We start from the raw sequence: 24,340 nt of genomic DNA on the forward strand, positions 1-24,340 counted from the left end.
GGGGTGAGGGGGGGAGGGCTTTGGGCTTGGGTTTTAGGACTGAGGTATTGGGTTCGGAGTGATGGATAGGCGATAGTATCTGCATGATATAGTATGGTACACTTTGGAAAGTAACTATAATCCTTGCAACTTACCTTCTATGCTGGGGTTTGATATTAAGCATAGAATAGTATTTAGATAATATGAATGTTTGGGCCGACTACTATTAAATCGCTATAGTGGTCGGCCCTTTTTTGTTGGGGACATAATTTGGTATGAAAACCTGCTCGTATTGGCTTTATCTTTTTGTTCTGCTTTTTGCTCCCTTAGCCTTTGGGACAACAGAGTTATGGTCTATCTCGATAGTTGAGGTGGCTACTGCTGTTTGTGGCGTGTTCTTTTTTCTCTCTATGTGGTTTTTCAAGGAGAATATACGTCAGATGCCGGGGATTTTACCTCTTGTACTACTCATATTGTACATGATGTTTCAACTCATCCCGCTGCCGCAGGAGATTGTTAAGTTCCTCTCACCTGAGATGTATACGGCATATTTGCCGGGAATTACCTCTCCCGACCAATGGATTCCTCTAACAGTCTATCAGAAAGCGACTGTGCAGGAGCTGTTGCGTATTTCATGCTATGCTCTTTTTTATGTTGTTACCGTTCAGCTATTAAGCAGTCCCCGGCAATTGAGAAAAGTTGTAAATTTTGTGATTTTTCTCGCGACTGCTATTGCTGTGCTGGCAATCATTCAACGAGTTGGTTCGCCTGATCTAATATATTGGTTTAGATCAGTTCCCTTAAATGCATCGCCGTTTGGGCCATGGGTTAATCCCAATCAGTATGCCGGCTTTATGGAATTGGTGATACCTTTAGCTTTAGCCGTTTTTATTTATTACAAGCCTAGAGTAAAGCGCGATGCAACTGTCAGAACGAAAATTTTAGACTTTTTCACCATGCCTGGGGCTAATCTGCATCTCTTGGTGGGACTTGCCGCTGTCACAATGTCACTTTCAGTGTTTATAAGCCTCTGCCGTGGTGGAATATTAACACTGATATGTTCCATATTTGTCTTTATTGTGTTGCACCATAGTCGTCGTTCTCATCCTGGGAAAATTGGCGTCTGGGTGGTAATTGGCTGTGTAGTGGTTGCTGTTTCGTGGTTTGGCTGGGATACTGTGTTTGCTGAATTTAACAAAACAGTTAATACAACCGGGCAACTTTCGGATACCAGATTGGATATCTGGGCAGATTCCTACACGGTTATTAAGGCATATTTGCCATTTGGAAGTGGGTTCGGAACCTTTGTAGACGTTTTTCCTTCATTCAAATCATTCTATAGTAATTTCCTCTTTGATCACGCCCATAATGACTATATAGAGTTGCTGACAGACGGCGGTATTGTCGGCTTTAGTCTGGCTGCCTGGTTTGTCCTGGCAGTGTTCAAGCATGGGTTCATGATGATTAGAGCTAGAAGGAACCTGTATGCAGTATTACTTGGAATTGGTGCTTTAACAGGTTTAATCGCTGTCCTTATGCATAGTGTGACGGATTTCAACATGCATAATGGTGCTATTGGTCTCTATTTCTTTTTTGTTTGTGGCTTTTTAGTCTCAGTTGTTAACCTGAAAATTGATTATAGCGGTGAAGGAACGCTGCTTAAGAAGAAGCCTCTGTCGCTTAATAAGTATGCCTTCGTTGCTGTTTTTATCTTCGGCTGCATAGCGACAATAAACCAGTTTGGAGTAATGAAAGCTGGTACAATATATTCCACGATGAGTCGGCTAAGTAGTAATGATGAACGTAATGAGGATGAGACTAAGGCTCTTCGGGAATCAATTGTAACTGCTCAAAAATTCGATCCCCTTGAGGTTCTCTATGCTCATGAGTTAGGAACTCTCGCGTGGGATAACGGAAATCTCAATGAGGCAAGAGACCATTTTACAGAAGCGATACGGAAAAACCCAATGGAAGGAACCTCACTTCAGTGGCTTGGGTTTCTTACGTATAATGAAGAATCAGATTGGCTTATCGAAGAAGGATATAAGCGAGCTCTCAATAAAGATGATCTTGCACTCCGGTACATAAAACACTTGTTTTGGAAAGGAGAACGCCAAAAAGCACTGAAGGTAATAAACGAGAGATTACAGTTATCGTCGGGACTGCTTATGGAGTGGTCTTCCCTGTTCGAGAAACATCCTCTCACTCAACAGGAAATTGCTTCAGTCTTGCCTGAGACGGTTTCTGCTTGGATAAATTACGGTGCTTATCTTGAGAAGTCAGGTGATGTTGATGGTTCTGAGTACTATCGCAAAACAGCTCTTGAGTTTATTCCTAACGAAACGACAATTAATCCCGGTTGGTTCAGTCAGTTAATCCAGTATTACGATAAAAGAGGCCAGTCTGCCAAAGCCCTTGTCATTTTACGTCAGGGAATAGAAGCACTACCTGACTATGCACCATTTCATTTACTCCTCGGCGATTATTACCAAAAAGAGGGCATCAGCTACCGTGCAAAAGAAGAGTATCAACAAGCTCTGATTCTTGATCCACGTTATAAGGCTGCCAGGAATCGGTTGCGTAGGATGGGGGAACTTGATTCGTATTAAAAGATAGGACTAAGTGAAAAACAGGACTAACGACTAGGACTGAGGACTGAGGTTAGAGGACTAAGTTAGAACGACACTTAGTCCTAAGTCCTATTACCTTAGTCCTAGTCTGTAATATGCTTTTCGGTAAACTGGGCCATAAGTTCGTGGATATTATATGGTGGTCGCACCTTAAAGTAATGATCAACTATTGCATGGCCGATTTCATGGGCTATGACCCGAAGTTTGGTATCAGCAACAGAAATGTAGATGGTGTCTTCAGTGAGTGAGTAATAGGCGATGTGGTCTGCCTTCTTTCCATATCTTTGGGTATAGACTGTTGACACATCTTTGCGTGACTCCAACAGCACCACTGTTATATGGAGGTTGGAAGGGAACATGTCGAGGACGACCTCTGCTTTTTCAATCAGAATGTCGAGTTTGGCCAGAACCTCATCTTCTATAGTAGTAATTTCTTTTTTCTTGAGGTAGTAGCGAAGGTTACGAGATAATATAAGTTGACTGTTAAATTGACGTAAGACACTTTTGTCGCTGTATTTAAGCGTTACATATCTGCTCTTTCCCTGCGCCAGTAAGTCAATCGGAAAAGTGAAAAGCAGCGATAACAGCAGTGTTATGGTTATGCACCATTTATTCATTAATCAGTTGGAAGCTGCTGCAAACTCTGCGCACCTTCCTGTTTTGCTCCTGCATCGACCAGCAAAGGCTGGCGAGCTGTTCCTGTTCTTTCTTTGATAGATTAAGCGTAGAGGTTTGTTCTATAAGTGCTTCAAGTGCTTCAGAACTTCTGTCTATAATCCGTAAATTTTGCGATAATTGCAGGTTGAAATGGTTGATCTTGGTGGCCAGTTCTTTCCCCTCATCTTTACCGCGTAATCGTATTGTATCATCAAGCAGCCCTGCATTCATACTGTCTAATGCTTTTTCAAATCGAAATAATGGCCCTGCGATCCGATGTGATAGCATCATTGACGCGATAACCAGGAAGGTGCCGCCGATGACAATCAGAATCCAGTTTGCCGTCAGGATCTGTTTGAGCAACATTATAGGGGTCTGCCCGAATTCAAGGCCGTTCTTTGAATATGAGATAGTCAATGTGTCAGCGGAAAAATAACTGAGCAGCACAATAAACAGAAAACATCCGCCGGATACAAAAAGAAAGGTGCTGAGAATAAGCTTGCCCTGAAAATCTTTTTTAATCAGAAAATTGCGTTTTCTACGTGTATATCCCTTTCCCATAAGTAGAATTACTCGCTATGAATAGTTATTGATGCGTTGTCTCTTAGTTCATTCAGCCAAGCTGTTATCTGTTGTTGACGTTTGTATTCTTCCAGAATTTTCTGTATATGATCGCGTTGCGGAACCTGGTTGGTAGTAACGTCTGTAATACCGGTAATATCCTTGATCTCGTCAAGCCTGATGGCATATCTCTCGCTGCCTGTATCAAACTTTATGGTGTGTGAGCCTGGTGTCAATCCGGCAAGAATCGGCTGTAGTGATTCTGCTAAATCGTCAAATACTACTTCATTCTGCAATCCCTCTTCCGAGGTGAGGCTATACGGTGGCTCGGAAGAGACGGTAAGGCGGGTAAACGTAACTTTTTTGCCAAATAATGATAGGTAATGGTCAATCTCTGCTTCATTGATGGACAGGCCGATTTCGTTGTATTTACGATCCATCAACGTCTTAATAAGAGATTGTTCATAAAAATCTTTCAGTGAGGTTCTAAAACTTTGCTCCTGATCGATTTTTAATCGCTGTGCCTCCTGAATAAGGAGCTCCCGTGTTATCACCGAGTTGAGCTTCGCTGATAGGTCTTCGCTATGGTAGCCGTGCTTTTCTCCCTCTTCATCGATGGATTTTTTGCTTAATGCATGTCCATTGACTGTAACTGCAATTGTAGAGGCTGGTTGTTGTTTTTCAGGCCAAAGAAAATAGACGGTGATAATAGTCAGAGCACAGGCTATTGCGGCTATAGTGAGTAAGTACTTCATTTACTCATGTGGCTGGCTTGAAGTTTAATCATTGGCTGAGATTGCCTGTTCTGAGCCGATTGTTCAAATACGTTTACCATATTACACTCTTAGAATATCGCGAAACACTGTAGTAATGCAAGGGAGATGGGTTTTGCGTCCCTCAGCCTGCAACAAAAGATCAATGCGTTAATAGGTATGTGGCTACACCCGCTGCGGCAAGCCAGATATTAGTAATGTTTGAGACGGTGATATTTAAAATCGCTGCCAGATGTTTCCTTCGGGAAAGCAGTGCGATACACGATTTAAATTCAGGCCAGCTGGTGAGGGTTGCAAGCACAAGGAATCCGATAACACCTTTGGGAGCCTGTGAGTGGACCGCAGCAAAGCTTACTACGCTATCAAGAAAATATCCGGTCACGGTGAGTATGACCACAGCAGGTAACAACCAGATTCTCGGATTAATCGTGTGTTCTTCCAGCGAATAGCCATCCGCTTCGTGAGGGCGTTTAACGAACATGAGCAGGCTGAATCCCATGGCACCTAAAATCCAGTAAAAGTAGTGACTGGAGTCCAATGTAAAAAAGCTTGCGGCAAGTATTGCGGTACCGGTGACAGTGGTGATTGTATAGCGTGGATTTGTACGAATTGTTTGAGCCACCTGTCTGCAGTAGAGGGTAGCTGCAAAGAGAAGAATAGGGTTCATGAAGTTTGATCCAAGCGGCGTTGATGCGGCAAAGATAATATCGCCCACCAGAAGCCCGACAATAAGGCAGAGTGCTTCTGGGCCATTGGTGATAAACCCGGTGATTGTGCCTATGCCTTTGGTGTTTTTCAAACATTCTATGATTAGCTCAATGGCCATACCGATCAGAAGCATTTCGATAATTACACCGGCAGCACCGATAAACGAATACTGCAGATTGCCGCCAAATATCAGGCTGCTTCCGCAGAAGAAGAGAATTACAAGAATCCAGACCAGCAGGTCGAGAAGTCCGATAGAGTCGATGAGTATCTGTTTCACAATTAGTATTTTAGTCGTAGAGTATGGGGTAAAGTGCTCGTTAGTTCAAAATCGTGTGTTTTGATTATAGACAAATGTTTACAATATACACGATTGCTGAATGTCTTAACCGCGAGCGGCATCTTCAAGGAAGATGGCAATGTCATTTTTATTAAGATACACACCGCTCAGCTTCTTATCGCCAGCTTTAATGGCTGGAATAAGTTTAACACCGTCACGCAGGGTGCGTGCGGGAGATGTCAGGATGTCAACTACTTCCAACTCGATATCATCTCTGTCGGCTAGAAGTTCATTAAGCGATTTACGGGCAAAATGACAGCGGGGGCAGAGAGCGGATTTATAAAGTGTGATTTTCATACAGCACATTGGTCTTTTCGGGTTATTGATAGTGGCAGGTAGAGTTTGAAAGAAAATGTTTTTTGCTTACCCTTAAATCTCAGCTTCGAAATGTGAGGCGTGAGGTGTAAGGTGTGAGGCGGAAACGACACTAATAATCGATTCCATCTCAATTCGGGGTAAATCGTCATTATAACTAAATATTACACTCATATTATCACATGATATCAGATCAGGATAGTATCAAGTCCATCCTCACTGTCTACCTCTAGACTGGACTTACTGAGTTTCAGAAAATATCAGAAAATTATTAATGCAGGGTAAACCATTCAACCTGCTACTTCAACTGTAGACTGGCTTCTTTGCTATAGGTGGTGTTTACCGATGATTTTGAATAATAATTAGGAGTACGATAATTCAATAATGGTTGAAAAAGTGTAACTATTCAGTCAAGACTTCATACGTGTCCTTTTTTTGTAGGCCGTAACTGTTTAGCAGTGCTCAAGATGGCCTCAAGCGGGACGATTGGCTATAGTATGCCTATGCGAAGCGTCCTTGATCGGGGGCAGGTGGGGGCCTGCTGAATAGTTACGAAAAGGTTACTATAACTATATTTGAAACAGGCAACAGCAGAAATAATAAACATAGGCTCAAGGAAAAAAATGTATACATGTAGAAACTGGATGAAAAAGGTTTGCCAAGTAGGAGCAGTATTTGCCATTTGTGGATTGTTACTCCCTGTATTTGCAGTACATGCTGAAGAAATAGGAGAAGTACGGACGAAATTCAAAATGCTCGGAGCTAATGATAAGATTGTTATAGAAGCATTTGATGACCCGGATATCGATGGTGCAACATGCTATCTCAGTCGTGCAAAAACAGGTGGGATTAGTGGAACAATAGGTCTTGCTGAAGATAAATCAGATGCATCCCTGGCATGTAGACAAACGGGAAAGATAGTACTGCCTGAAAGTGTACGCTCAGGAAAGGACGATGGTACGCAGGTTTTCAGGAAATCTACATCCATCCTGTTTAAGACGATGCAAGTGGTAAGGTTTTATGATAAGAAGCGCAATTGCCTCGTCTATCTCACTTATTCGAATAAAATTATCGAAGGATCGCCTAAAAACAGTATCTCGGCAATTCCGATTTTGGATTGGAAATAAGGGGTAGGGGCGTGAGGTATGAGGGGCAGATAGCTCGAACTGTCTGCCCATTAATCTGTTTGAAGTACTGCATAAAGTAATAAAGAATTCATAGCGGTTTGATGGTGCTGGGAGCCTGTCAGGCCGAATCTTTTCCTCTCAACTTGGCGGTATTGTCAAGAAATTACTGTTTGCGAATACGCGAAGATTCCGATGTTAGCTGTATAGCTATCTTTATTTTTCAAGCAATAGTTCGATTTGCTTGATTTGAGCTGAAAATACTCAGTCCGACTGGCTCCTGCCCCGGATTTCTCATTAATAGTTTTTTGATTTCAAATGAAAAACACTCTGTTATTTGAGATTTTCATTTTTTCAATATGAAATCAAATGGTTGAGTTTGTGACCAGCAATGCCGGCTAGAGGTTGTAATGCCTGCGAAATGAGGAATCGATGAGTGTTAAACAAGATAGCTGCAGGCGTTGTGGTAAATGTTGTAACGAAGGTGGTCCTGCCCTGCATGGTCCTGATTTGGAATTGATCACTTCAGGACGGATTCCTTTAAGTGCATTAATCACTCTCCGTAAAGGTGAGCTGGCCCATAATCCGGTTTTCGGGAAAGTTTCTGCAATAGATAATGAACTGGTAAAGCTGAAGGGCACAGGTCGGGAATGGAACTGCTGCTATTATGATTCCCAGGAAAACAGTTGCACTATTTACGATTTTCGACCACAGGCATGCGGTGTTTTGAAATGCTGGGATCCTGAAGACCTCCTCGATATGATCGGAAAAGATAACCTGGCTCGATTAGATATACTCACAGAAGAAGACCCGCTACGATCAATTATTAGTGAGCATGATCGCTTATATCCATGTCCAGAGCTGGAAGAGATTTCATCTCTTGCAGCTGATATGTCAGATAAAATGAAGCGCAATTTGCAAAAGCTTGCAAACGAGGATCTTCGCTTTAGAACACGCGTGGTGAAGGAGTTTGATCTCAAACTGAGCCATGAACTGTTCTACTTCGGCCGCCCGGTTTTTCAGCTTTTACAGCCGTTGGGGGCTAAGGTTCGTGAGTCTGCTTTAGGGATAGAATTACTTTGGGTTAAAAGCAAGGACTGAAAAAAACAGGACTGAGGGGAAAGGACTTGGGACTGAAGAAAAGGCAGGACTTAGGGGATAGGACTGAGGACTAAGATTAAAAGTGAGGTGTAAGGCGTGAGGAGAGAGGTGTCAACTGCACTGATCTCAATGCTCTTGGAAACTTAATCTCCCTGGTATAAACTAAAGGACTAAGAACGACACTCAGTCCTTAGTCCTTTAACCCTAGTCCTTGCAGTTAACTACCAAGATTTGCGAGCAACTTCCTCACCCTTTACAGAGAGGGTGATCTGCTCAACTGCGATGCTGACGCCTGATTTGTCGATCGCCCTTTTAACGATGACATTCATGGCGGAACAGCATGGTACTTCCATAATGAGTACGGTGATTGATTGCAGGTTACAGTTCTTCAGGATATCTGCAAATCTGTCTACGTACATCTCTGCATCGTCAAATTTCGGGCAACCCATCATTACCGCTTTACCATCAAGATATTTTTCCTGAAAATTACGGGCTGCTACTGCGGAACAGTCAGCTGCAATTAACAGGTCTGCATTCTGCAGGAATGGTGCAGTCGGTGGAACGAGACGAATCTGTACAGGCCAGTGGCTGAGACCTGTTCCTGCAGCGCCGGCTGAAGGCAGTCCCTGTGGCATATTGGCAGACTGGCATGGGCTTACCGGTTTGAACGACTGGATATGGGTTGAAGCACAACCGCAGTCCATGGTCTTTGGAGCACGTGCAGATTCTGCTTTTTTCTTTTCTTCTGCAAGATATTCTTCTACCGCTTCTTCATCAAACTCATCAGCTTCGCGCTCAATTACCTGTAAAGCACCCTGAGGGCAGGCACCAAGGCAGGCTCCGAGACCATCACAGAGGTTATCTGCAACAAGCTTTGCTTTGCCATCGATGATTTTCAATGAGCCTTCGGCACAATCTGGTACGCACTGTCCACAACCGTCACAAAGTTCTTCGTCAATTTTTATTATTTTACGTACACTTTTCATATCAAACCTCCCAGGTCAAAATGCTATATGAGATACTATTTCATTGTATCAATTGTTTCTTAAGTTGGACCGACTAAATTGTTCTGTTCAGTCCTTTATGATCATGATTCAATACTAACAGATACTAGCAATAAAACTTTGATCTGGGTCAAGTCCTGATACTATTTATCACTTTTCATCTATTTTTTTTGAAAAGGCTCTGAAAGAACTGCCTTTTTAAACCTATCCACACCAAATGATTCTAAAAAACGGGCAGAGCGAACTTTAGCTCCTGCGTTATCCTGATAGACGATAAGGCACCTGTGGATCAGTTCAACAACCTGGTCATCAGTTAAACCTTCAGCAATGACATCGCCGATCCTGGCTCTGCCACCCGCATTGCCACCAAAGATAAGTTTCCAGCCTTTACGTTCGGCGAGAATCCCAAGATCTCGTACATAGGGTTCAGTGCAGCACATCTGGCAGCCCGCAATACCGATTTTCATTTTTGCGCGTAATGGGCCGGAGAGTTCAATCTTTTCTATCTGTGCTGCGAGTGCCTCGCCATCTCGTACGCCGAATTTGCATGAGTCCATCCCTGGGCACGCCTGGATATAGGTAAACCATTCTTTGTGTGTTTTCTTTTTCGGAAAGAGGGGAATGAGTTCAGCGGCGAGCTGAGTACATGTCTCTTTTGATAAACCCAATACACTAAGGCGACCCGTGGAGGTAAACTTCATTTCCTCTACATCATATGCTTTTAGCACAATGAGTAACTGCTCAAGCTGCTGAGGGGTAAAAGAGGTGGTCTGGAAACCTGGAACAGTAGAAAACGATCGAGTGGGCATGGTGAATTCTGGTAACGAGTAGAAAGAGAACCGTAATTATATAGACAAAAAAAGGCAGGAGCCGTAACGGCTCCTGCCTTAAAACAGCGAGATGTACTATAGCGGATTATCCGAGAATTGTCTTCAGGTCTTCTGCAGCAGTAGCTGCGATCGGCTTGATTTCAAAATTCTGTACAAGGACGTCCAGTACATTCGGGGTGATGAATGCAGGGAGGGAGGGTCCGAGGCGGATATCTTTAATTCCAAGACTCAGCAAGGTAAGGAGAATAACGCATGCTTTCTGCTCGTACCAGGAAAGAATCATGGAGAGTGGGAGATCATTTACATCGCACTCAAATGCTCCTGCAAGAGCAACAGCGATCTGGATTGCAGAGTAAGCATCGTTGCACTGACCAACATCAAGAAGACGAGGAATGCCACCGATGTCACCGAGCTTTTTATCGAAGAAACGGAATTTGCCACATGCAAGGGTGAGAATCATGCAATCTTCAGGTACTTGCTCAACAAATTCTGTGTAGTAGTTACGACCAGGCTTTGCGCCATCACAGCCACCAACAAGGAAGAAGTGGCGAATCGCTTTTGCTTTTACTGCGTCAATTACTTTGTCAGCAACTCCAAGAACGGTGTTTCTACCAAAACCGACAAGAACAGAGTCTTTATCAGTATCTTCAGTGTAACCTTCGAGAGCAAGAGCACGCTCAATTACCGGGGTGAAATCTTTGTCGTCACCGATGTGTGCGACATCAGGCCAGCCAACAAGGCCGGTGGTGAACACATTAGCCTTATAGCTGTCAGCAGGTTTCTGAATGCAGTTTGTGGTAAAGAGAATCGCACCCGGGAATTGAGGGAACTCTTTAGCCTGGTTCTGCCATGCGGTTCCATAGTGTCCATAGAAATGCTCATACTTCTTCAACTCAGGATAACCGTGGCATGGAAGCATCTCACCGTGGGTGTAGATGTTAATGCCTTTTCCTTCAGTCTGCTTGAGCAGCAGTTCGAGGTCGCGAAGATCATGGCCGGTTACGAGAATGGCTTTACCGGTTTTCTGGCCAAGAGGAACCTTAGTAGGAACAGGGTGCCCGTAGGTTCCGGTGTTACCTGCATCAAGAAGTTCCATTGCTTTCAGGTTTACTTCGCCACACTTAAGTGCGAGTGCAACGTGAGCCTCAAGGCTTTGTCCCTGTCGGGAGAGTTCTGCCATTGCTTCGTGGATGTACGTAAATACGGACTCATCTTCCTGACCGAGAATCGCTGCGTGGTCGGCATATGCAGCAAGACCGCGAATACCGTAGACCGCGATCTGCTTTAAAGAACGAAGGTCTTCGTTGCTGTCGAGGTTATTGATGAAGTCAAGTTTTAAGCCCTGCTCTTCAAGCCCTTCAAGAGTAGCAGCAGGTGCGTAGGTTGCAGGTGCTTCTGCAATATCAACATTGCCGCCAGCAGCTTTGACTTTTGTTTTCAATTCATCACGGAGTTTTACCGTGGTATTGATCCAGTCTTGAAATCGTGCAGGATCAAAATCAACATTAGTCAGGCAGGCAAAAATTGCTTCGGCTGCAAAGCGATCAACAGCATTATCTACTACACCAACTTTTCGACCTTCAACGGCAACAAGGGAGAGGCCCTGAACTGCGTAGGTGAGTAAATCCTGAAGGCTGGCAACGTCTTCCGATTTTCCGCAAACACCGATTTTGGTACAACCAGTTCCCTTTGCAGTTTGTTCGCATTGATTACAAAACATATTGTCCTCCTGAAACGATTATGGATCCGAATATGGATCGTTGAATTCTACTTCTTTGAAGATAACGTTTAACCGATGTGGGAAATGGAAAAGTGTAAATCCGCATCAGTTAAGAAGAGAGTACTTAAAAAGTGTCTCAGAATCCTTGATCTAGGTCAAGAGATTGGAATTTTATTAATGTTTTGTGATTATCATTCATTCTCAGCTATGAGGGTAAGGGGCTAAGGACTAAGGACTAAGGACTAAGGACTGAGGACTAAGGGCTGAGGACTAAGGACTTAGTAAAAACGTGAGGGGTGAGGAGTGAGGAGTGAGGAGTGGGGGCAGGGGTGCAATAGAGGTGGATAGCGAGAAGAATTTTGATGCCATTATACTCTGTTGTCACGTGATGATAAGTTGCCAAGTATCCGTCATTAAATGGTTTGTGTCAAATCGCAATGGGGCAGTTGTTGGTGTCGTTTCCGCCTAACGCCTAACGCCTCACACCTCACACCTGACACCTCACATTTAGAAGCAGAGATTTAGGAGTGATCAGAAAATGTTTTGTGAAATTTTCCTTAGCTAGAAGGCTGTGCTTTAATCAGTAGGAGGCCGGTGTCTGAAGCAATTGAATTATCAAGGTTAAAGCTTGAGTAACAGTTTTCGACGGTAAATTTACAGGATTCAATTATATGTAGCCAACGCTCTTTATCGCTGCCATTAAGGTAAAGCGTATGGCTATAGTTAACATTGGGATCAGTGCCGTTCATGGGCCGGACTTTATAGCGTTCTGTCATTTCCAGGCGGTTGGTTGTGTAGTTCATGGTGCGTAAAATCTCTTTGACAATCCTGCCGCCTTGAGGACGATCGAACATTTGAAATTGAAATGACTTTGTCGTCTTTTCGGTCTGATCGTTTGCCGGTGGAATATAGAGCTGAAGTAGTAAGGCTCCACCGGGCTTGAGGTACTTCCTGCAACCACTAAGACAACTGATGATGTCATCAGTATCTGATAACAGGTTCAGTGTATTATATGGGATGACCACAGCGTCGAATAGACAATTGAATGCCAGCTGACGCATATCCATTTGTATATAGTGTTCGTTACCTGTGGATTTGGTGCGGGCGATATGTATCATCTCGCGGGACAGGTCTATACCGGTTAGTGAGTGGCCCAGATTTGAGAGTAGTCGTGTCAATCTGCCGCTTCCGCAGCCAACTTCAAGCACTGTGGATTGATGTGAAAGTGCTGATGAATAGAAGAACAGGTCCTTATCAAAACTCCCCATCTCCAGTTCGTACATTTCCGAATACATCAATTGCGGTAGAGGCAGGTAGATGTCTTCCGGTTCTTCGTCGTAGCTTGAATATATTTGCACGGATGGCCTGGATGAGAATGAGAATAGTAGAGCAGTATCTGTATCTGAATCGCCAAAATTTTCCGAGCGTTTCATTTAAGATACTGTAGTAGCGAGAAAGTTTACTGCTCGCCATGATAGTGGTGCCGCTAGCAAAAACACCTCGTAAAGTTATATTGCAATTCTATATACAAAGAGAAAAAAGATGTTGCAAAGTTAATTCGAACTCTGTATGTTGTTTAGCAATTGAGCAGTAATGATTATCAATATTACTTAATAAATATTCAGGAGGATTTCCAATGCAAAAATATGTATGTACAGTTTGTGGTTATGTTAATGATGGTGCAGCACCAGACCAGTGTCCACAGTGTGGAGCAAGTGCAGCTAAGTTCAAACTTCAGGCTGAAGGTGATATGGCTTGGGCTGATGAGCATGTAATTGGTGTTGCAGAAGGTGTAGACGCTGAAATCGTTGAAGGTCTGCAGATGAACTTCACTGGAGAATGTACCGAAGTTGGTATGTATCTTGCCATGGCACGTCAGGCTGACCGCGAAGGTTATCCTGAGGTTGCAGAAGCATACAAGCGCATCGCCTGGGAAGAGGCTGAGCATGCTGCAAAATTTGCAGAGCTTCTCGGTGAGTGTGTTGTTGCTGACACCAAAGCAAATCTTGAAGCACGCGTTGCTGCAGAGCACGGTGCCTGTGCTGGTAAGAAAGCACTTGCTACCCGTGCCAAAGAACTCAACCTTGATGCAATCCACGACACCGTACACGAGATGTGTAAAGATGAGGCTCGTCACGGACAGGCCTTCGCAGGTCTCCTCAACAGATATTTCAAGTAATCTCTATGCTTACATAGGGGTAGAGGGGGGGATTGTTATACACGAACGGGGGGGACTGTATTTTTCAGTTCGCCCCCTCTTTGTTGTTGTACTTCAGACCTACTGAGTGCTAACTTCCCTCACACCTCACACCTCACACCTCACGTTTTTACTTAGTCCTCAGTCCTTTCCCCTCAGCCCTGTCTTTTATCCTTTTTCCGCAGCATACGCCGAAGCAGCACATTCATTCTTACCTAAATCCAGTTCATCCGCCTTATCATCGTCAACCTGTTCAAGGTTTGCATTGATTTTTCGTATCGTCGCATATTCCTTTGGTTGTTCGCGCATATTAGATTTGATGAAGGTGAGGAAGTCTGCTTCATTATCGATGTCGTGAATGGCTTTGTTGTAATCGATGGCTTCGCCGAGGGAGGTGATGATTGCAAGATTTTCATTGGCTTCACTCCAGTCTATATAATGACCTGGGAGGAGCTGAATGCTATGGTCCATTTTTCTGATAGCTTGCAGGGTGGTGAAGAGAATATCAGACCATGCATCTACTTGACCACCGAGATCAGGCCTGCCAACGGATTTGATAAAGATTGTATCGCCGGTGATGAGGTATCGGTTATCAATAAGATACGAGGTTGATCCAGGAGTATGTCCGGGGGTGAACAGAACCTTGACTTCAGGTCCATCATAAGAAAACTTTAATAACTGTTTATCTTCGAGGGGTGTGTATGTGAAATTTGCTCCGCTAAAGTCGTGGCTGTTGGCTACTACTTCTATTCCGGTTGCTTCCATGAGTGAGCGGCTACCGGCGATATAGTCAGCCTGGAGGTGAGTTTCGCAGGTTCGAATAAGTGTACAGCCTTTTTCTTTGGCAAATTCCTGATAGAAAGCAATATTGCGGGATGGGTCGAAGAGCATCATTTCTCCGCCACTGGCAACACCATAACTGCAGGACGCTTTTCCTGGACGGTTAAACTGGTATAGCTCAAAATCTTCACCCGGGTTGAGCAGGCTAGGAACCAAGAGGTTTCCCCATGATTTTATACCACCTTCAAGATACCCTATATCGTCAAAACCATTTTTCTCGAGAATTTCGGCAACAAATTTTGCAGAACCCTCACTGGCACAAACAACCCTTACCGGTTTATCTCTGGGTATCTGTTTTACACACTCATCCTCTATTTCCATGAAATCGAAATAGCTGATGTTGAGTATGTCAAAATCATAGGGTGATTCGACCTGGAATCGTTTGAAGTCCTCAGAATTACGAACATCGAGCAGCAGCATATCCTGTTTACTTGTCAGCCAGGTGTACAGATCTTGAGCAGTATACAAAAAGATGCTCATAATTATCTCCTTATCGTGGAAGGTAGTGAGCTACATATATACAATATATAGTTATTTTTATATAGTGAAACAAGTGCACTAAAACGTCAGGCTGTGTCTATGCTAAACGCTTACTCAGTTCTTTGCCAAGGCGTTCCAGATGGTTTTTCTCTTCCTGAGCCATGTTCAGATAAAAGCTCTTTAACGCTGAATCGTCAGCTTTATGAGCCAGCCGGGAGTATAAATCGTAGGCCTGTGATTCGAACATCATTCCGACCTGGATCACTGAACTGATATTTGTAAGATGTCCCTCAAATGTTTTGAGAAAATCATCGACAGTAACGCCTCCTTCAGCTATAGCATCAGAGCTCTTTTCTTTTTCTAATGCTACTTCAGAATATTGACCGCTGAGTTTTGCCATGTGGCCATCTTCAAGCTTTGCCATATAATTAAGAAGTTCTTTGTTTTCAGGAGAGTCTGTTTTTTCAGCCAGCAGGAGATAGAATTTCTTTAATCCTTTTTCCATTGCGTAGGCCATAGATACAGCAGATGTGAAATTGCCTTCGATAAAATACTCAAGGCCGACTGTTTCAAGCCCTGTTGCTTTTCCACCTTCCCATCCGATTATACCACCGCTCATGTTCAGTACCTTACTGAACTTGGCATTTGAAAGAACCTGGCAGCCGGCCCGGCTGCGCACTCCGCTACGTCAGTAAACTATGGTTTCTTTCGTGCTGTCGAGCTCATCGAGTCTGTCTGGTAATTCGCTGATAGGGATAAGTATAGCGCCGGGGATATGAGATTGTTCATATTCCTTTGGTTGGCGAACATCAAGTATTTGAAAAGTGCCGGGTGGGCGAGAGTCGATTAACTCCCGGGTCTTCTCAGCACTGATATTTTCATTTTTTTTGAATAAAGATAACCAGTTCATGACTCTTCATCCTTTGTAATAGTAGATTATGACAGTTTTTCCAAAAACGAATTGAGGTTGTGGTCGGCAAGCGATGGCCAGCCTATTTAAAATTATGCGTGCAGCAAACCCGCCTCTGCAGGGCTGGCTGAGAAGCAGTCTATGTGGATGAGCCAGTAATTCGCAGGGTTTTCCTGTATTGACTTGCTATCTTCTTCACTTAGCCAGTGGCTATCTGCACCTAAATTATAAAAGTATGAATCTATTCCGATGAAACCATCAAGCATATGACTGAGCACATGCAGTATTTTGCTGGGATAACCGTGCTCAAGGTGTTTGAGGTCGAGTATCGTCTCTGCTCCGGTTTGCCGGAGTTCTTCGACGAGTGAGTTAACCGTTTCATGATTCTTTTTCACAGCCAGTGTTAGTTCGTTTAGAAAAACAGCGTCACTGCCTGATAAACATTGTTCTTCATTGACCTGAACGCAGTCGTAGATAACCAGAGAAGTGAGGTCGAAAAACTTGCTTACCTGATCGCAGGAATGCTCGAAGGAATCCCCGGTGACAAGGATTTTATGTTGGGCTATCCTTTCCATTAATTACCCTGAATGTTCCAACGTGTTTTGGTTTCCATCCCAAACCAGCTTTCCCGAACATGCGTTATCGGAATGCAAAATTAAGGATGGAAACACGTGAGCTAAAGCGCTTTAGTCGATGCAGCTTTAATGGTCTCACCAATACGGTGTCCCATGGTATTGCATTCCTGCAGCACCTCGGCGTTCGGTACATACTTATGTTTCATACCTTCTTCGACGAGTTCGATTTTCATTTCTTCGAGTGCGGTATTTAACAGTTTAACAGATTCGCCGCTCCAGCCAAAGGAACCAAATGAAGCACCTATCTTATTGAGTGGTTTTAATCCACGCATATACATGAGAAAACCGGCCATCTCGGGAAGCAGACCATTGTTGAGGGTTGGGCTGCCGACAATAACTGCCTTTGCATTCAACACTTTGGTCAATATATCACTACGATGATGAAATTTCAGATTAATCAACTCAGTCGATATACCTTCTTCTTCAAGTCCGGCAGCGATGGCTTTTGCCATCTTCGCGGTTGATTGCCACATGGTTTCGTAGATTACCAGTGCCTTGTCGGATGATTCACCTGCACTCCATTTCTCATACGCCTCGAAAATTTCCTTGTGGTGTGTTCTCCAGATAACACCATGATCAGGTGCGATCATCTTAATATCCAGATTCATCTCGCTGACTGATTTAAGCAGCTTTTTTACAAGTGGTGAGAAGAGATAGAGGATATTTGCGTAGTATTTTGCGCTCTCCTGCATAACCTCAGGCAATGGCACTTCGTCATCAAATCGTTCACTTGTGGCGTAGTGTTGTCCGAAAGCATCACTGGAGAAGAGAATGCCGTCTTCTTTTATGTAAGAGAACATGGAGTCCGGCCAGTGCAGCATCCGTGTCTCAAGGAACTGGATGGTGCGTTTACCAAGGCTTATTTCAGTCCCTGATTTGACAATCTCAAATGGCCAGTCTTCACGATGGAAATGGTCAAGAATTGCTTTATGGCCCATCGGGGAGCAGATAAGTTTCTCAGGTTGGATAAGTTCCATGATTTCAGGTAACGATCCTGAATGATCCATCTCTACGTGGTTTACAACGAGATAATCAATTTTTTTAGGATCAATAATGGCACTCACATGGCGGATCAGGTCGTCAAGATGACTACGTTTTACTGTGTCAAACAGGGTGACTTTTTCATCAACAATGAGAAATGCATTATATGTCGTACCCCTGAGAGTTGAATAGCCATGAAAATCTCGTACATCCCAATCTACAGCTCCAACCCAGTGGATACCTTTTGCCAGTTCAGTATTGTTCATGATAACTCCATAATATATTTATAAATATGTATATAATAAGGCGAGCACATATATGAAACAGTAATCCGTCCACCCGGGAAAATAGACCCAATTCAATGGTGGCGAGCGAACTCGGTGGTATGTGACTAGCCTATATTCTTACAAATTCTCTTTATAGTAATTGAGACAATGAACGATTACAAGAAGAGATGATTTGTAAGTGGTTCGTGTTGACAAGGTTTATTAAGTAGTAATAATTATCAAATAAGTCAATACTATTGTTGCAGTCTAGCTGTTGTATGTATTCGAAAATAGACTGTCAGTAAAAGGTGTTACGTTGATGCTGCCAAGATTATGGGCAGATTGATAAAAATACAAGATAATTCACGTTTTTTCGTTAGGAATAGTTTTACAATGAAACGTATACTCATCATTGATATTGGTCGTTGCAGCGACTGCTATGGCTGCATTGAAATTGCCCCGAATGTTTTTAGGGTAAACGAGGCCACTGGGCGCATGGAAGTTGTTGATATGAATACGTATCCTGAAGATATTATTCAGGAAGCGATCAAGAATTGCCCAAAAGATTGTATTTATTGGGAAGAAAGTGATTAGTTCATGTCTCTTATATGCAATCGCGATGAAAAGTATAATTCAGCGATTCAAGAGGGAGTTGAAAAGATTGTACAAAGCTCAGCTGAGTGAAGTGAGGGGTGAGGAGAGAAGGGTTAGGAGTAACAGCTCAAAGCGATTGATTTCTTCTCAACTAAATGAAATTGCTGGAATCTAAAAAAGACTCAACTTGGCAATCTGCGACGCCTCACACCTCACGCCTCTCTCCTCACCTTTGCAAGCTGAAGATTAGTGGTAATCATAATTTTATTTTTAAGGAAAAACGCGTGGGAAAAAATATAGCACAAAAAATATCAATAGCTCTGATTGCGACACTCATCGGTGTAGCGTTTATGTATTTCGATATTGGAAGATTTCTGACGCTTGATTATATAAAATCGTCACAGCTCCAGTTTCAGGAATTATATCAGGCTAACCGGTTGGCTGTTATCGGGGGATTTACAGCATTATACATTACAGTAACTGCTTTATCCCTGCCTGGTGCTGCTGTGTTGACACTTGCCAGTGGTGCATTTTTCGGTCTGACAATAGGAACATTGGTCGCTTCTGTCGCCTCAACAATAGGGGCAACTCTTGCCTGTTTTGTGGCGCGGACTCTGCTGCGTGACTGGGTGCAGGGCAAATTTGGAGAAAAACTGAAGACGATAAATGAGGGTGTAGACAGAGAGGGTGGATTTTACCTGTTTACTGTAAGGCTGATTCCAGTTTTCCCATTTTTCGTTATTAATCTGGTTATGGGACTCACCTCAATGCGTCTCTCTACATTTTTCTGGGTTTCTCAAATTGGAATGCTTCCAGCCACATTTGTCTTTGTAAACGCAGGCAAAGAGCTTGCAAAGATTGATTCTCTCTCAGGAATTCTCTCTCCGACACTCATTATTTCATTCGTTATATTAGGTATATTCCCTATCACTGTGAAAAAGATTATGCAGTATGTTCGGCCACGGTTTGCTCCTGAAAAAGCAGGTGAAAAATGATCGGTCTAATATGGCAAAAAAGAGAAGAATATCATGTTGAAACGGATACTAATTAGCCAACTGTGCAGTATTATATTGATGACATCTATTGCTCTTGCAGGAACAGAGCAACTGCATAATGAGTGGTCCGGTTTGCTGGCTACCTATGTTAAAGAGGGCAAGGTTGATTACCAGGGTTTTAAGCAGGATGAAGCACAACTGGATAGCTATCTTGCGCGTCTTAACGCGACAGATCCTGAGGCTCTCAACGAACAGGATCGTCTCGCGTTGTATATAAATGCGTACAATGCCTACACTATAAAACTGATCCTGAAGAACTTCAGTAAGGGGCAGCCTGTAAAATCCATTAAAAAAATTGGTGGATTGTTTTCATCTCCCTGGTCAATCCGTTTTGCAGATATCGGTGGGAAAACCCTTACGCTCGATGAAATTGAGCATGATATTATTCGTCCCTTATTCAACGATCCACGTGTTCATTTTGCTGTAAATTGTGCTTCAAAAAGTTGCCCGCCGCTGATAAGTGAGGCGTATACCGGTGCCATGCTTAATGAGCAGCTTGAGGCAAATACTATCGATTTTTTACATAACCGTGAGTTTAACAATATCTCAGGGGATACACTTTACGTTTCAAAAATATTCAAATGGTTTGGTGAAGATTTTTCTGGAGATATTACAGGATTTGTAAAAAAATATGCACAGGGCGAGTTACGTGCAGGGATAGATGCTGCAGGGGATAAGCTGAAGGTGAGCTATCTTGATTATGACTGGTCAATTAACAGTCAGTAATCCGATTTTGCTGGTGTTTTTTTCTGTCAACTTTGCCTGTCAGGTAACTCAATCATTCAACATTTTCATCTGCAGCAATCTCCCGGGCAACCCTATTATCTGTTTTAACTTGGTCTGGAATAGGGTAGGTAATAGCAGTTGGCGTAGAATGAGCGGAATCGATGATTGAGTACACAATCTTTTTGGCTCAGTTCACGATAATTGAGAAGAAGCGTGTTGGAAAAGATTGAGAATGTCAGAATTACTCCCCGAAATTACCATTTACACAGATGGTTCCTGTAGCCCGAATCCCGGAGAGGGTGGGTGGGCTGTTGCCTTTATTGCGCCTGATAATACAAGCGAGACACTTCATGGCGGCGAGAAGCAGACAACCAATAATCGTATGGAACTCACTGCTGCGCTTAAAGCACTGCAGCATCTCACCACTTCCCATGATATCACCCTGCATACAGATTCCCGTTACCTCAAAGATGGTATAACTGAGTGGCTGGAAAACTGGCGAAAACGCGATTGGACCACCATTACAGGTGAAGATGTAGCTAACCGCGATCTGTGGCAGCAACTCTCTGAAGAGATCAAGCGACACAAGATTTCATGGCAATGGGTAAAGGGGCACGCTGATAACGAGTGGAATATTCTGGTCGATAAACTTGCAGGTTCTGTACGACAACGTCCGAATCTGCCCTTGAACGACAGGGAAGCTGTTCATATATTTCTCTCTATTACCTGGCGTCAGAAATTTCTAGCAGGTGCCTGGGCCGGAGTCATGCAGTACCGCGATACCTATAAGGTGGTCGGGGGATTCAGGGCGGAAGGAAGCGGGAATAGTTTGCATATTTTTTCTGCAATTGAGGCACTCCGGAATTTGAAACGACCTCTGGCAATTCATCTCTACACGACTTCCGGCTACTTAAAAGATGGCGCCACTAACTGGATGCCGCAATGGCGTCGGCGTGACTGGCTTACCCGTGAGGGGCTTGAAGTCAGCAATCGTCAGGACTGGCAGGATCTGGCCGATCTGCTCCACTATATTCCGGTAAAATTTCACCAGATTGATAAGGAAAACCCGCCATGCCATATTCTGGAAGCTAAAGAAATTGCCAAAGACCTTTTTGAAAGTGAGCATGAAAAAGAAAATGCATGAATGTGATAATCTGTGTGAAGTGCAGGCGGCCGGAATAGTATGAGTTACTCCCTCCCCCCAAAAAAGAAAAAAGAAAAGCAAAAATATGGATATTCCTTTCGAGCTTGTCTCTCCTTTTGAACCTTCGGGCGATCAGCCCCATGCTATAGAAGTCCTTACAAAGGGTGTAGAAGAGGGCGCGAAAAATCAGGTGCTTCTTGGTGTTACAGGATCAGGCAAGACCTTTACTATGGCAAGTATTGTGGCCAGGGTTCAACGTCCTACCCTGGTAATTGCACCGAATAAAACCCTCGCAGCACAGCTGTTTGCCGAGTTTAAAGAACTGTTTCCCAATAATGCGGTTGAATATTTCGTCTCATATTATGACTACTACCAGCCGGAAGCGTATATCCCCCAGTCGGATACCTATATTGAGAAAGATTCTGCAATTAATGATGCCATAGATAAGTTGCGCCACTCTGCAACCCGATCCCTGCTCACCAGACGTGATGTGCTGATTGTTGCTTCTGTGAGCTGTATTTACGGTCTGGGTTCACCCGAAGAATATCGCAATATGCATCTGTTTTTGCAGCGTGATAAAGAACACCCCATGGATGAGGTGACACGACGTCTGGTATATATGCTCTTTGAGCGAAATGATATATCCTTTCATCGTGGAACCTTCAGAGTTCGTGGCGATGTTATCGATATTTTTCCGGTCCATGAAGAAGAACGTGCAATACGACTCGAATTTTTTGGAGACACAATAGAATCCATCACTGTCATCGATCCGCTTCGTGGTGTGGTGCTCGAAGAACTGGACGAATATACTGTGTTTCCGGGAAGCCACTTTGTAACGTCAAAAGATCGGTTGCAGATTGCCCAGCGAACAATCAAAGAAGAACTGGTAGAGACGCTCGATCAGTTTTACAAAGAAAACCGACTGGTTGAAGCGCAACGTCTCGATCAGCGCACTATGTTTGATCTCGAGATGATACAGGAACTCGGCTATTGTAACGGTATTGAAAATTACAGTCGCCATCTTACAGGTAAACAGGTTGGATCGCCGCCACCAACCTTGTTGGACTATTTTCCTGAAGATTTTCTCCTCTTTATCGATGAGAGCCATATTGGTATCGGTCAGCTCAACGGAATGTACAATGGTGACCGGTCGCGCAAGAAGACACTGGTAAACTTCGGTTTTCGTCTGCCTTCAGCCCTGGATAATCGTCCGTTGCGTTTTGATGAATTCAAGGATCGCATCCATCAGGCAATATATGTTTCGGCAACTCCCGGAAATTATGAAATGGATAATGCGGAAGGGCGGATTGTTGAACAGGTTATCCGGCCTACAGGGTTGCTTGATCCTGTTATTGAAATACGGCCTGCAAAGGATCAGGTTGATGATCTGCTGGAGGAGATACGTATACGCAGTGATCGAAATGAAGCTGTTCTTGTCACCACGCTGACCAAGCGGATGGCTGAAGATTTGACGGATTATTATGAAAAGCTGGGTATTCGCGTTCGGTATCTCCACTCGGATATTAAAACCCTGGAACGTGTCGAGTTGATACGTGATCTGCGAAATGGCGAATATAATGTTCTGGTCGGCATCAACCTTTTACGGGAGGGGCTTGATATCCCGGAAGTTTCTTTGGTGGCGATACTCGATGCGGATAAAGAAGGATTTTTGCGTTCTGAGCGATCACTCGTACAGACCTGCGGACGTGCTGCCAGAAACTCTGAGGGACTTGTTATTATGTATGCTGATGATATCACCGGTTCAATGCAGTATACCATCGACGAGACTGAGCGCAGAAGAAAGTTGCAGCAGGAATTTAACGAAGAGCATAATATCATCCCGACAACAATTATCTCTAATGTTAAAAATTCCATGCAGCAACATTTGCAGAATTCCGGGTATGTTATTGACGATCACCAGCAGGCTTTGCTGGAGGCAGCGGAAGAACTGCCAATCTACAGTTCGATCAGTGAATTGGAAAAAGAGATTAAAAAACTTGAAAAACAGATGCATGAGGCAGCCCAGGATTTAGCATTTGAAGAGGCGGCACGATTGCGGGATAGAATTAAAACCATAAGAAAATTGGAAATTGAGCTCGGATGAAAGACGGTCTCTTGATGAAAATATCGCTACGTGTTGTTCCTTTCCTTGTTGGTTGGCTGAGCCGTTTATGGTTTGCCACGTGCAAGGTGCGGGTGCATGGAAGTGAGCATCGGTTAAACACGTTAGATAATAACAAACAGGTTATCGTAACCTTCTGGCACTACTCCCTGCTGGGAGCATTTCAGTTGCTCAAGAACTATAATGGCGTGACTTTGGTAAGCTCAAGCAAAGATGGTGATTATATTGCCAGGCTTGTCGAAAATTTTGGTTTTTCCACCATACGTGGTTCTAGAAATAATAACGGTGTCCAGGCCCTAAAGGATTTGATACGGGTGGCCCGCAGAGGTGAAAATACTGCCTTAGTTGCTGATGGTTCTCAGGGGCCGGCCAGAGTGTTGCAACCGGGTTCGATTTTGCTCTCTTCCCGTACAGGGGTTCCTATATTACCTGTAGCCTGGGGAGCATCAAAATATGTGACAATTCCTTCCTGGGACAGGACCGCATTCCCAAAACCATTTTCGACAGTGGATTTTGTCTATGGTGAACCGTTGCTGGTGCCGTCCGGGATCAAAGGGGAAGCACTGGAAGAATATCGGTTACTCCTTGAAACTCGACTCAACACGCTCTATGAAGAGATGTGGGGAAAGCACAATATACACGAGCATTGAT

24 protein-coding genes and 1 pseudogene are annotated in these 24,340 nt (G+C 43.7%); 11 read left to right on the forward strand and 14 right to left on the reverse strand.

From position 1 onward, the window contains the following. Positions 1-254: 254 nt before the first annotated feature. Positions 255-2,588, forward strand: coding sequence for an O-antigen ligase family protein (locus FCL46_RS05435; protein WP_136805364.1), 2,334 nt, complete (start codon positions 255-257; stop codon positions 2,586-2,588). A gap of 104 nt (positions 2,589-2,692) precedes the next feature. On the opposite strand, the gene FCL46_RS05440 is transcribed toward FCL46_RS05435, so the two are convergent. The 5 genes from FCL46_RS05440 to FCL46_RS05460 all read right to left on the reverse strand — a co-directional run bounded on the left by FCL46_RS05440 (position 2,693) and on the right by FCL46_RS05460 (position 5,942). Then, positions 2,693-3,226: a hypothetical protein gene (locus FCL46_RS05440; protein ID WP_136805365.1), complete on the reverse strand. Its 534-nt coding sequence runs from the start codon at positions 3,224-3,226 to the stop codon at positions 2,693-2,695. Then, entirely contained in the window at positions 3,219-3,827 is a 609-nt protein-coding gene (locus FCL46_RS05445) for a methyl-accepting chemotaxis protein (RefSeq protein ID WP_136805366.1), read from the reverse strand. The genes FCL46_RS05440 and FCL46_RS05445 overlap by 8 nt, the downstream gene beginning before the upstream one ends. An 8-nt stretch (positions 3,828-3,835) precedes the next feature. Beyond that, the gene (locus tag FCL46_RS05450; RefSeq protein WP_136805367.1) at positions 3,836-4,582 is read right to left on the reverse strand and encodes a hypothetical protein; all 747 of its coding nucleotides are present in this window, start codon (positions 4,580-4,582) and stop codon (positions 3,836-3,838) included. A gap of 160 nt (positions 4,583-4,742) precedes the next feature. Further along, on the reverse strand, positions 4,743-5,585 hold the full coding sequence (locus FCL46_RS05455; protein WP_136805368.1) for a sodium:proton exchanger: 843 nt from the start codon (positions 5,583-5,585) through the stop codon (positions 4,743-4,745). 105 nt (positions 5,586-5,690) lie between these two features. Beyond that, positions 5,691-5,942: a glutaredoxin family protein gene (locus tag FCL46_RS05460; RefSeq protein WP_167505737.1), complete on the reverse strand. Its 252-nt coding sequence runs from the start codon at positions 5,940-5,942 to the stop codon at positions 5,691-5,693. A 662-nt stretch (positions 5,943-6,604) separates the two neighbouring features. Here FCL46_RS05460 and FCL46_RS05465 point away from each other — a divergent pair. Both FCL46_RS05465 and FCL46_RS05470 read left to right on the forward strand, forming a co-directional pair. Next, positions 6,605-7,087 carry a CreA family protein gene (locus FCL46_RS05465; RefSeq protein ID WP_136805370.1) on the forward strand — a complete coding sequence of 161 codons (483 nt, stop codon included), beginning with the start codon at positions 6,605-6,607 and terminating at the stop codon, positions 7,085-7,087. A gap of 429 nt (positions 7,088-7,516) precedes the next feature. Further along, positions 7,517-8,185, forward strand: a complete 669-nt coding sequence (locus FCL46_RS05470) for a YkgJ family cysteine cluster protein (RefSeq protein ID WP_136805371.1) — start codon at positions 7,517-7,519, stop codon at positions 8,183-8,185. 221 nt (positions 8,186-8,406) lie between these two features. On the opposite strand, the gene FCL46_RS05475 is transcribed toward FCL46_RS05470, so the two are convergent. The 4 genes from FCL46_RS05475 to FCL46_RS05490 form a co-directional block, all read right to left on the reverse strand. Further along, positions 8,407-9,171, reverse strand: a complete 765-nt coding sequence (locus tag FCL46_RS05475; RefSeq protein ID WP_136805372.1) for an ATP-binding protein — start codon at positions 9,169-9,171, stop codon at positions 8,407-8,409. A 179-nt stretch (positions 9,172-9,350) separates the two neighbouring features. Next, a complete protein-coding gene (locus FCL46_RS05480; protein WP_136805373.1) occupies positions 9,351-9,998 on the reverse strand; it encodes a nitrite/sulfite reductase domain-containing protein in 648 nt (215 codons plus the stop codon). A gap of 106 nt (positions 9,999-10,104) precedes the next feature. Further along, on the reverse strand, positions 10,105-11,739 hold the full coding sequence (hcp, locus tag FCL46_RS05485) for a hydroxylamine reductase (RefSeq protein WP_136805374.1): 1,635 nt from the start codon (positions 11,737-11,739) through the stop codon (positions 10,105-10,107). Between the two features lie 557 nt (positions 11,740-12,296). Beyond that, on the reverse strand, positions 12,297-13,172 hold the full coding sequence (locus FCL46_RS05490; protein WP_136805375.1) for a class I SAM-dependent methyltransferase: 876 nt from the start codon (positions 13,170-13,172) through the stop codon (positions 12,297-12,299). A 203-nt stretch (positions 13,173-13,375) separates the two neighbouring features. Between FCL46_RS05490 and FCL46_RS05495 the strand changes: the two genes are divergently transcribed. Then, positions 13,376-13,918 carry a ferritin family protein gene (locus FCL46_RS05495; RefSeq protein WP_136805376.1) on the forward strand — a complete coding sequence of 181 codons (543 nt, stop codon included), beginning with the start codon at positions 13,376-13,378 and terminating at the stop codon, positions 13,916-13,918. A gap of 186 nt (positions 13,919-14,104) precedes the next feature. Here FCL46_RS05495 and FCL46_RS05500 read toward each other — a convergent pair whose 3' ends face one another. The 5 genes from FCL46_RS05500 to FCL46_RS05520 form a co-directional block, all read right to left on the reverse strand. Next, positions 14,105-15,256: an MBL fold metallo-hydrolase gene (locus FCL46_RS05500; RefSeq protein ID WP_136805377.1), complete on the reverse strand. Its 1,152-nt coding sequence runs from the start codon at positions 15,254-15,256 to the stop codon at positions 14,105-14,107. Between the two features lie 97 nt (positions 15,257-15,353). After that, positions 15,354-15,875 carry a ferritin-like domain-containing protein gene (locus FCL46_RS05505; protein ID WP_136805378.1) on the reverse strand — a complete coding sequence of 174 codons (522 nt, stop codon included), beginning with the start codon at positions 15,873-15,875 and terminating at the stop codon, positions 15,354-15,356. 69 nt (positions 15,876-15,944) lie between these two features. Further along, complete coding sequence (locus FCL46_RS05510; protein WP_136805379.1) at positions 15,945-16,166, reverse strand: rhodanese-like domain-containing protein; 222 nt, start codon at positions 16,164-16,166, stop codon at positions 15,945-15,947. Between the two features lie 92 nt (positions 16,167-16,258). Continuing rightward, entirely contained in the window at positions 16,259-16,741 is a 483-nt protein-coding gene (locus tag FCL46_RS05515; protein WP_136805380.1) for a hypothetical protein, read from the reverse strand. 101 nt (positions 16,742-16,842) lie between these two features. Next, on the reverse strand, positions 16,843-18,048 hold the full coding sequence (locus FCL46_RS05520; protein WP_136805381.1) for an FprA family A-type flavoprotein: 1,206 nt from the start codon (positions 18,046-18,048) through the stop codon (positions 16,843-16,845). A gap of 393 nt (positions 18,049-18,441) precedes the next feature. Here FCL46_RS05520 and FCL46_RS05525 point away from each other — a divergent pair, with 393 nt between their 5' ends. The 7 genes and pseudogenes from FCL46_RS05525 (at position 18,442) to FCL46_RS05550 (ending at position 24,339) form a co-directional block, all read left to right on the forward strand. Continuing rightward, entirely contained in the window at positions 18,442-18,642 is a 201-nt protein-coding gene (locus FCL46_RS05525; protein ID WP_136805382.1) for a ferredoxin, read from the forward strand. Between the two features lie 284 nt (positions 18,643-18,926). After that, complete coding sequence (locus FCL46_RS05530; RefSeq protein ID WP_228723333.1) at positions 18,927-19,637, forward strand: TVP38/TMEM64 family protein; 711 nt, start codon at positions 18,927-18,929, stop codon at positions 19,635-19,637. A gap of 78 nt (positions 19,638-19,715) precedes the next feature. Beyond that, positions 19,716-20,423: a DUF547 domain-containing protein gene (locus tag FCL46_RS05535; RefSeq protein ID WP_167505738.1), complete on the forward strand. Its 708-nt coding sequence runs from the start codon at positions 19,716-19,718 to the stop codon at positions 20,421-20,423. A 232-nt stretch (positions 20,424-20,655) separates the two neighbouring features. Continuing rightward, positions 20,656-21,093, forward strand: a pseudogene (gene rnhA, locus FCL46_RS28720) (ribonuclease HI); the annotation flags it as partial. Positions 21,094-21,189: 96 nt separating this feature from the next. Beyond that, entirely contained in the window at positions 21,190-21,567 is a 378-nt protein-coding gene (locus FCL46_RS28725) for an RNase H family protein (RefSeq protein WP_420811264.1), read from the forward strand. Between the two features lie 85 nt (positions 21,568-21,652). Next, complete coding sequence (gene uvrB / locus FCL46_RS05545; RefSeq protein WP_136805385.1) at positions 21,653-23,671, forward strand: excinuclease ABC subunit UvrB; 2,019 nt, start codon at positions 21,653-21,655, stop codon at positions 23,669-23,671. Next, positions 23,668-24,339, forward strand: coding sequence for a lysophospholipid acyltransferase family protein (locus FCL46_RS05550; RefSeq protein WP_136805386.1), 672 nt, complete (start codon positions 23,668-23,670; stop codon positions 24,337-24,339). The genes uvrB and FCL46_RS05550 overlap by 4 nt, the downstream gene beginning before the upstream one ends. Position 24,340: the final 1 nt, after the last annotated feature.

Origin of the sequence: Desulfosediminicola flagellatus (assembly GCF_005116655.2) — a bacterium.
GTDB classification, from domain to species: Bacteria; Desulfobacterota; Desulfobulbia; order Desulfobulbales; family Desulfocapsaceae; genus Desulfopila; species Desulfopila flagellata.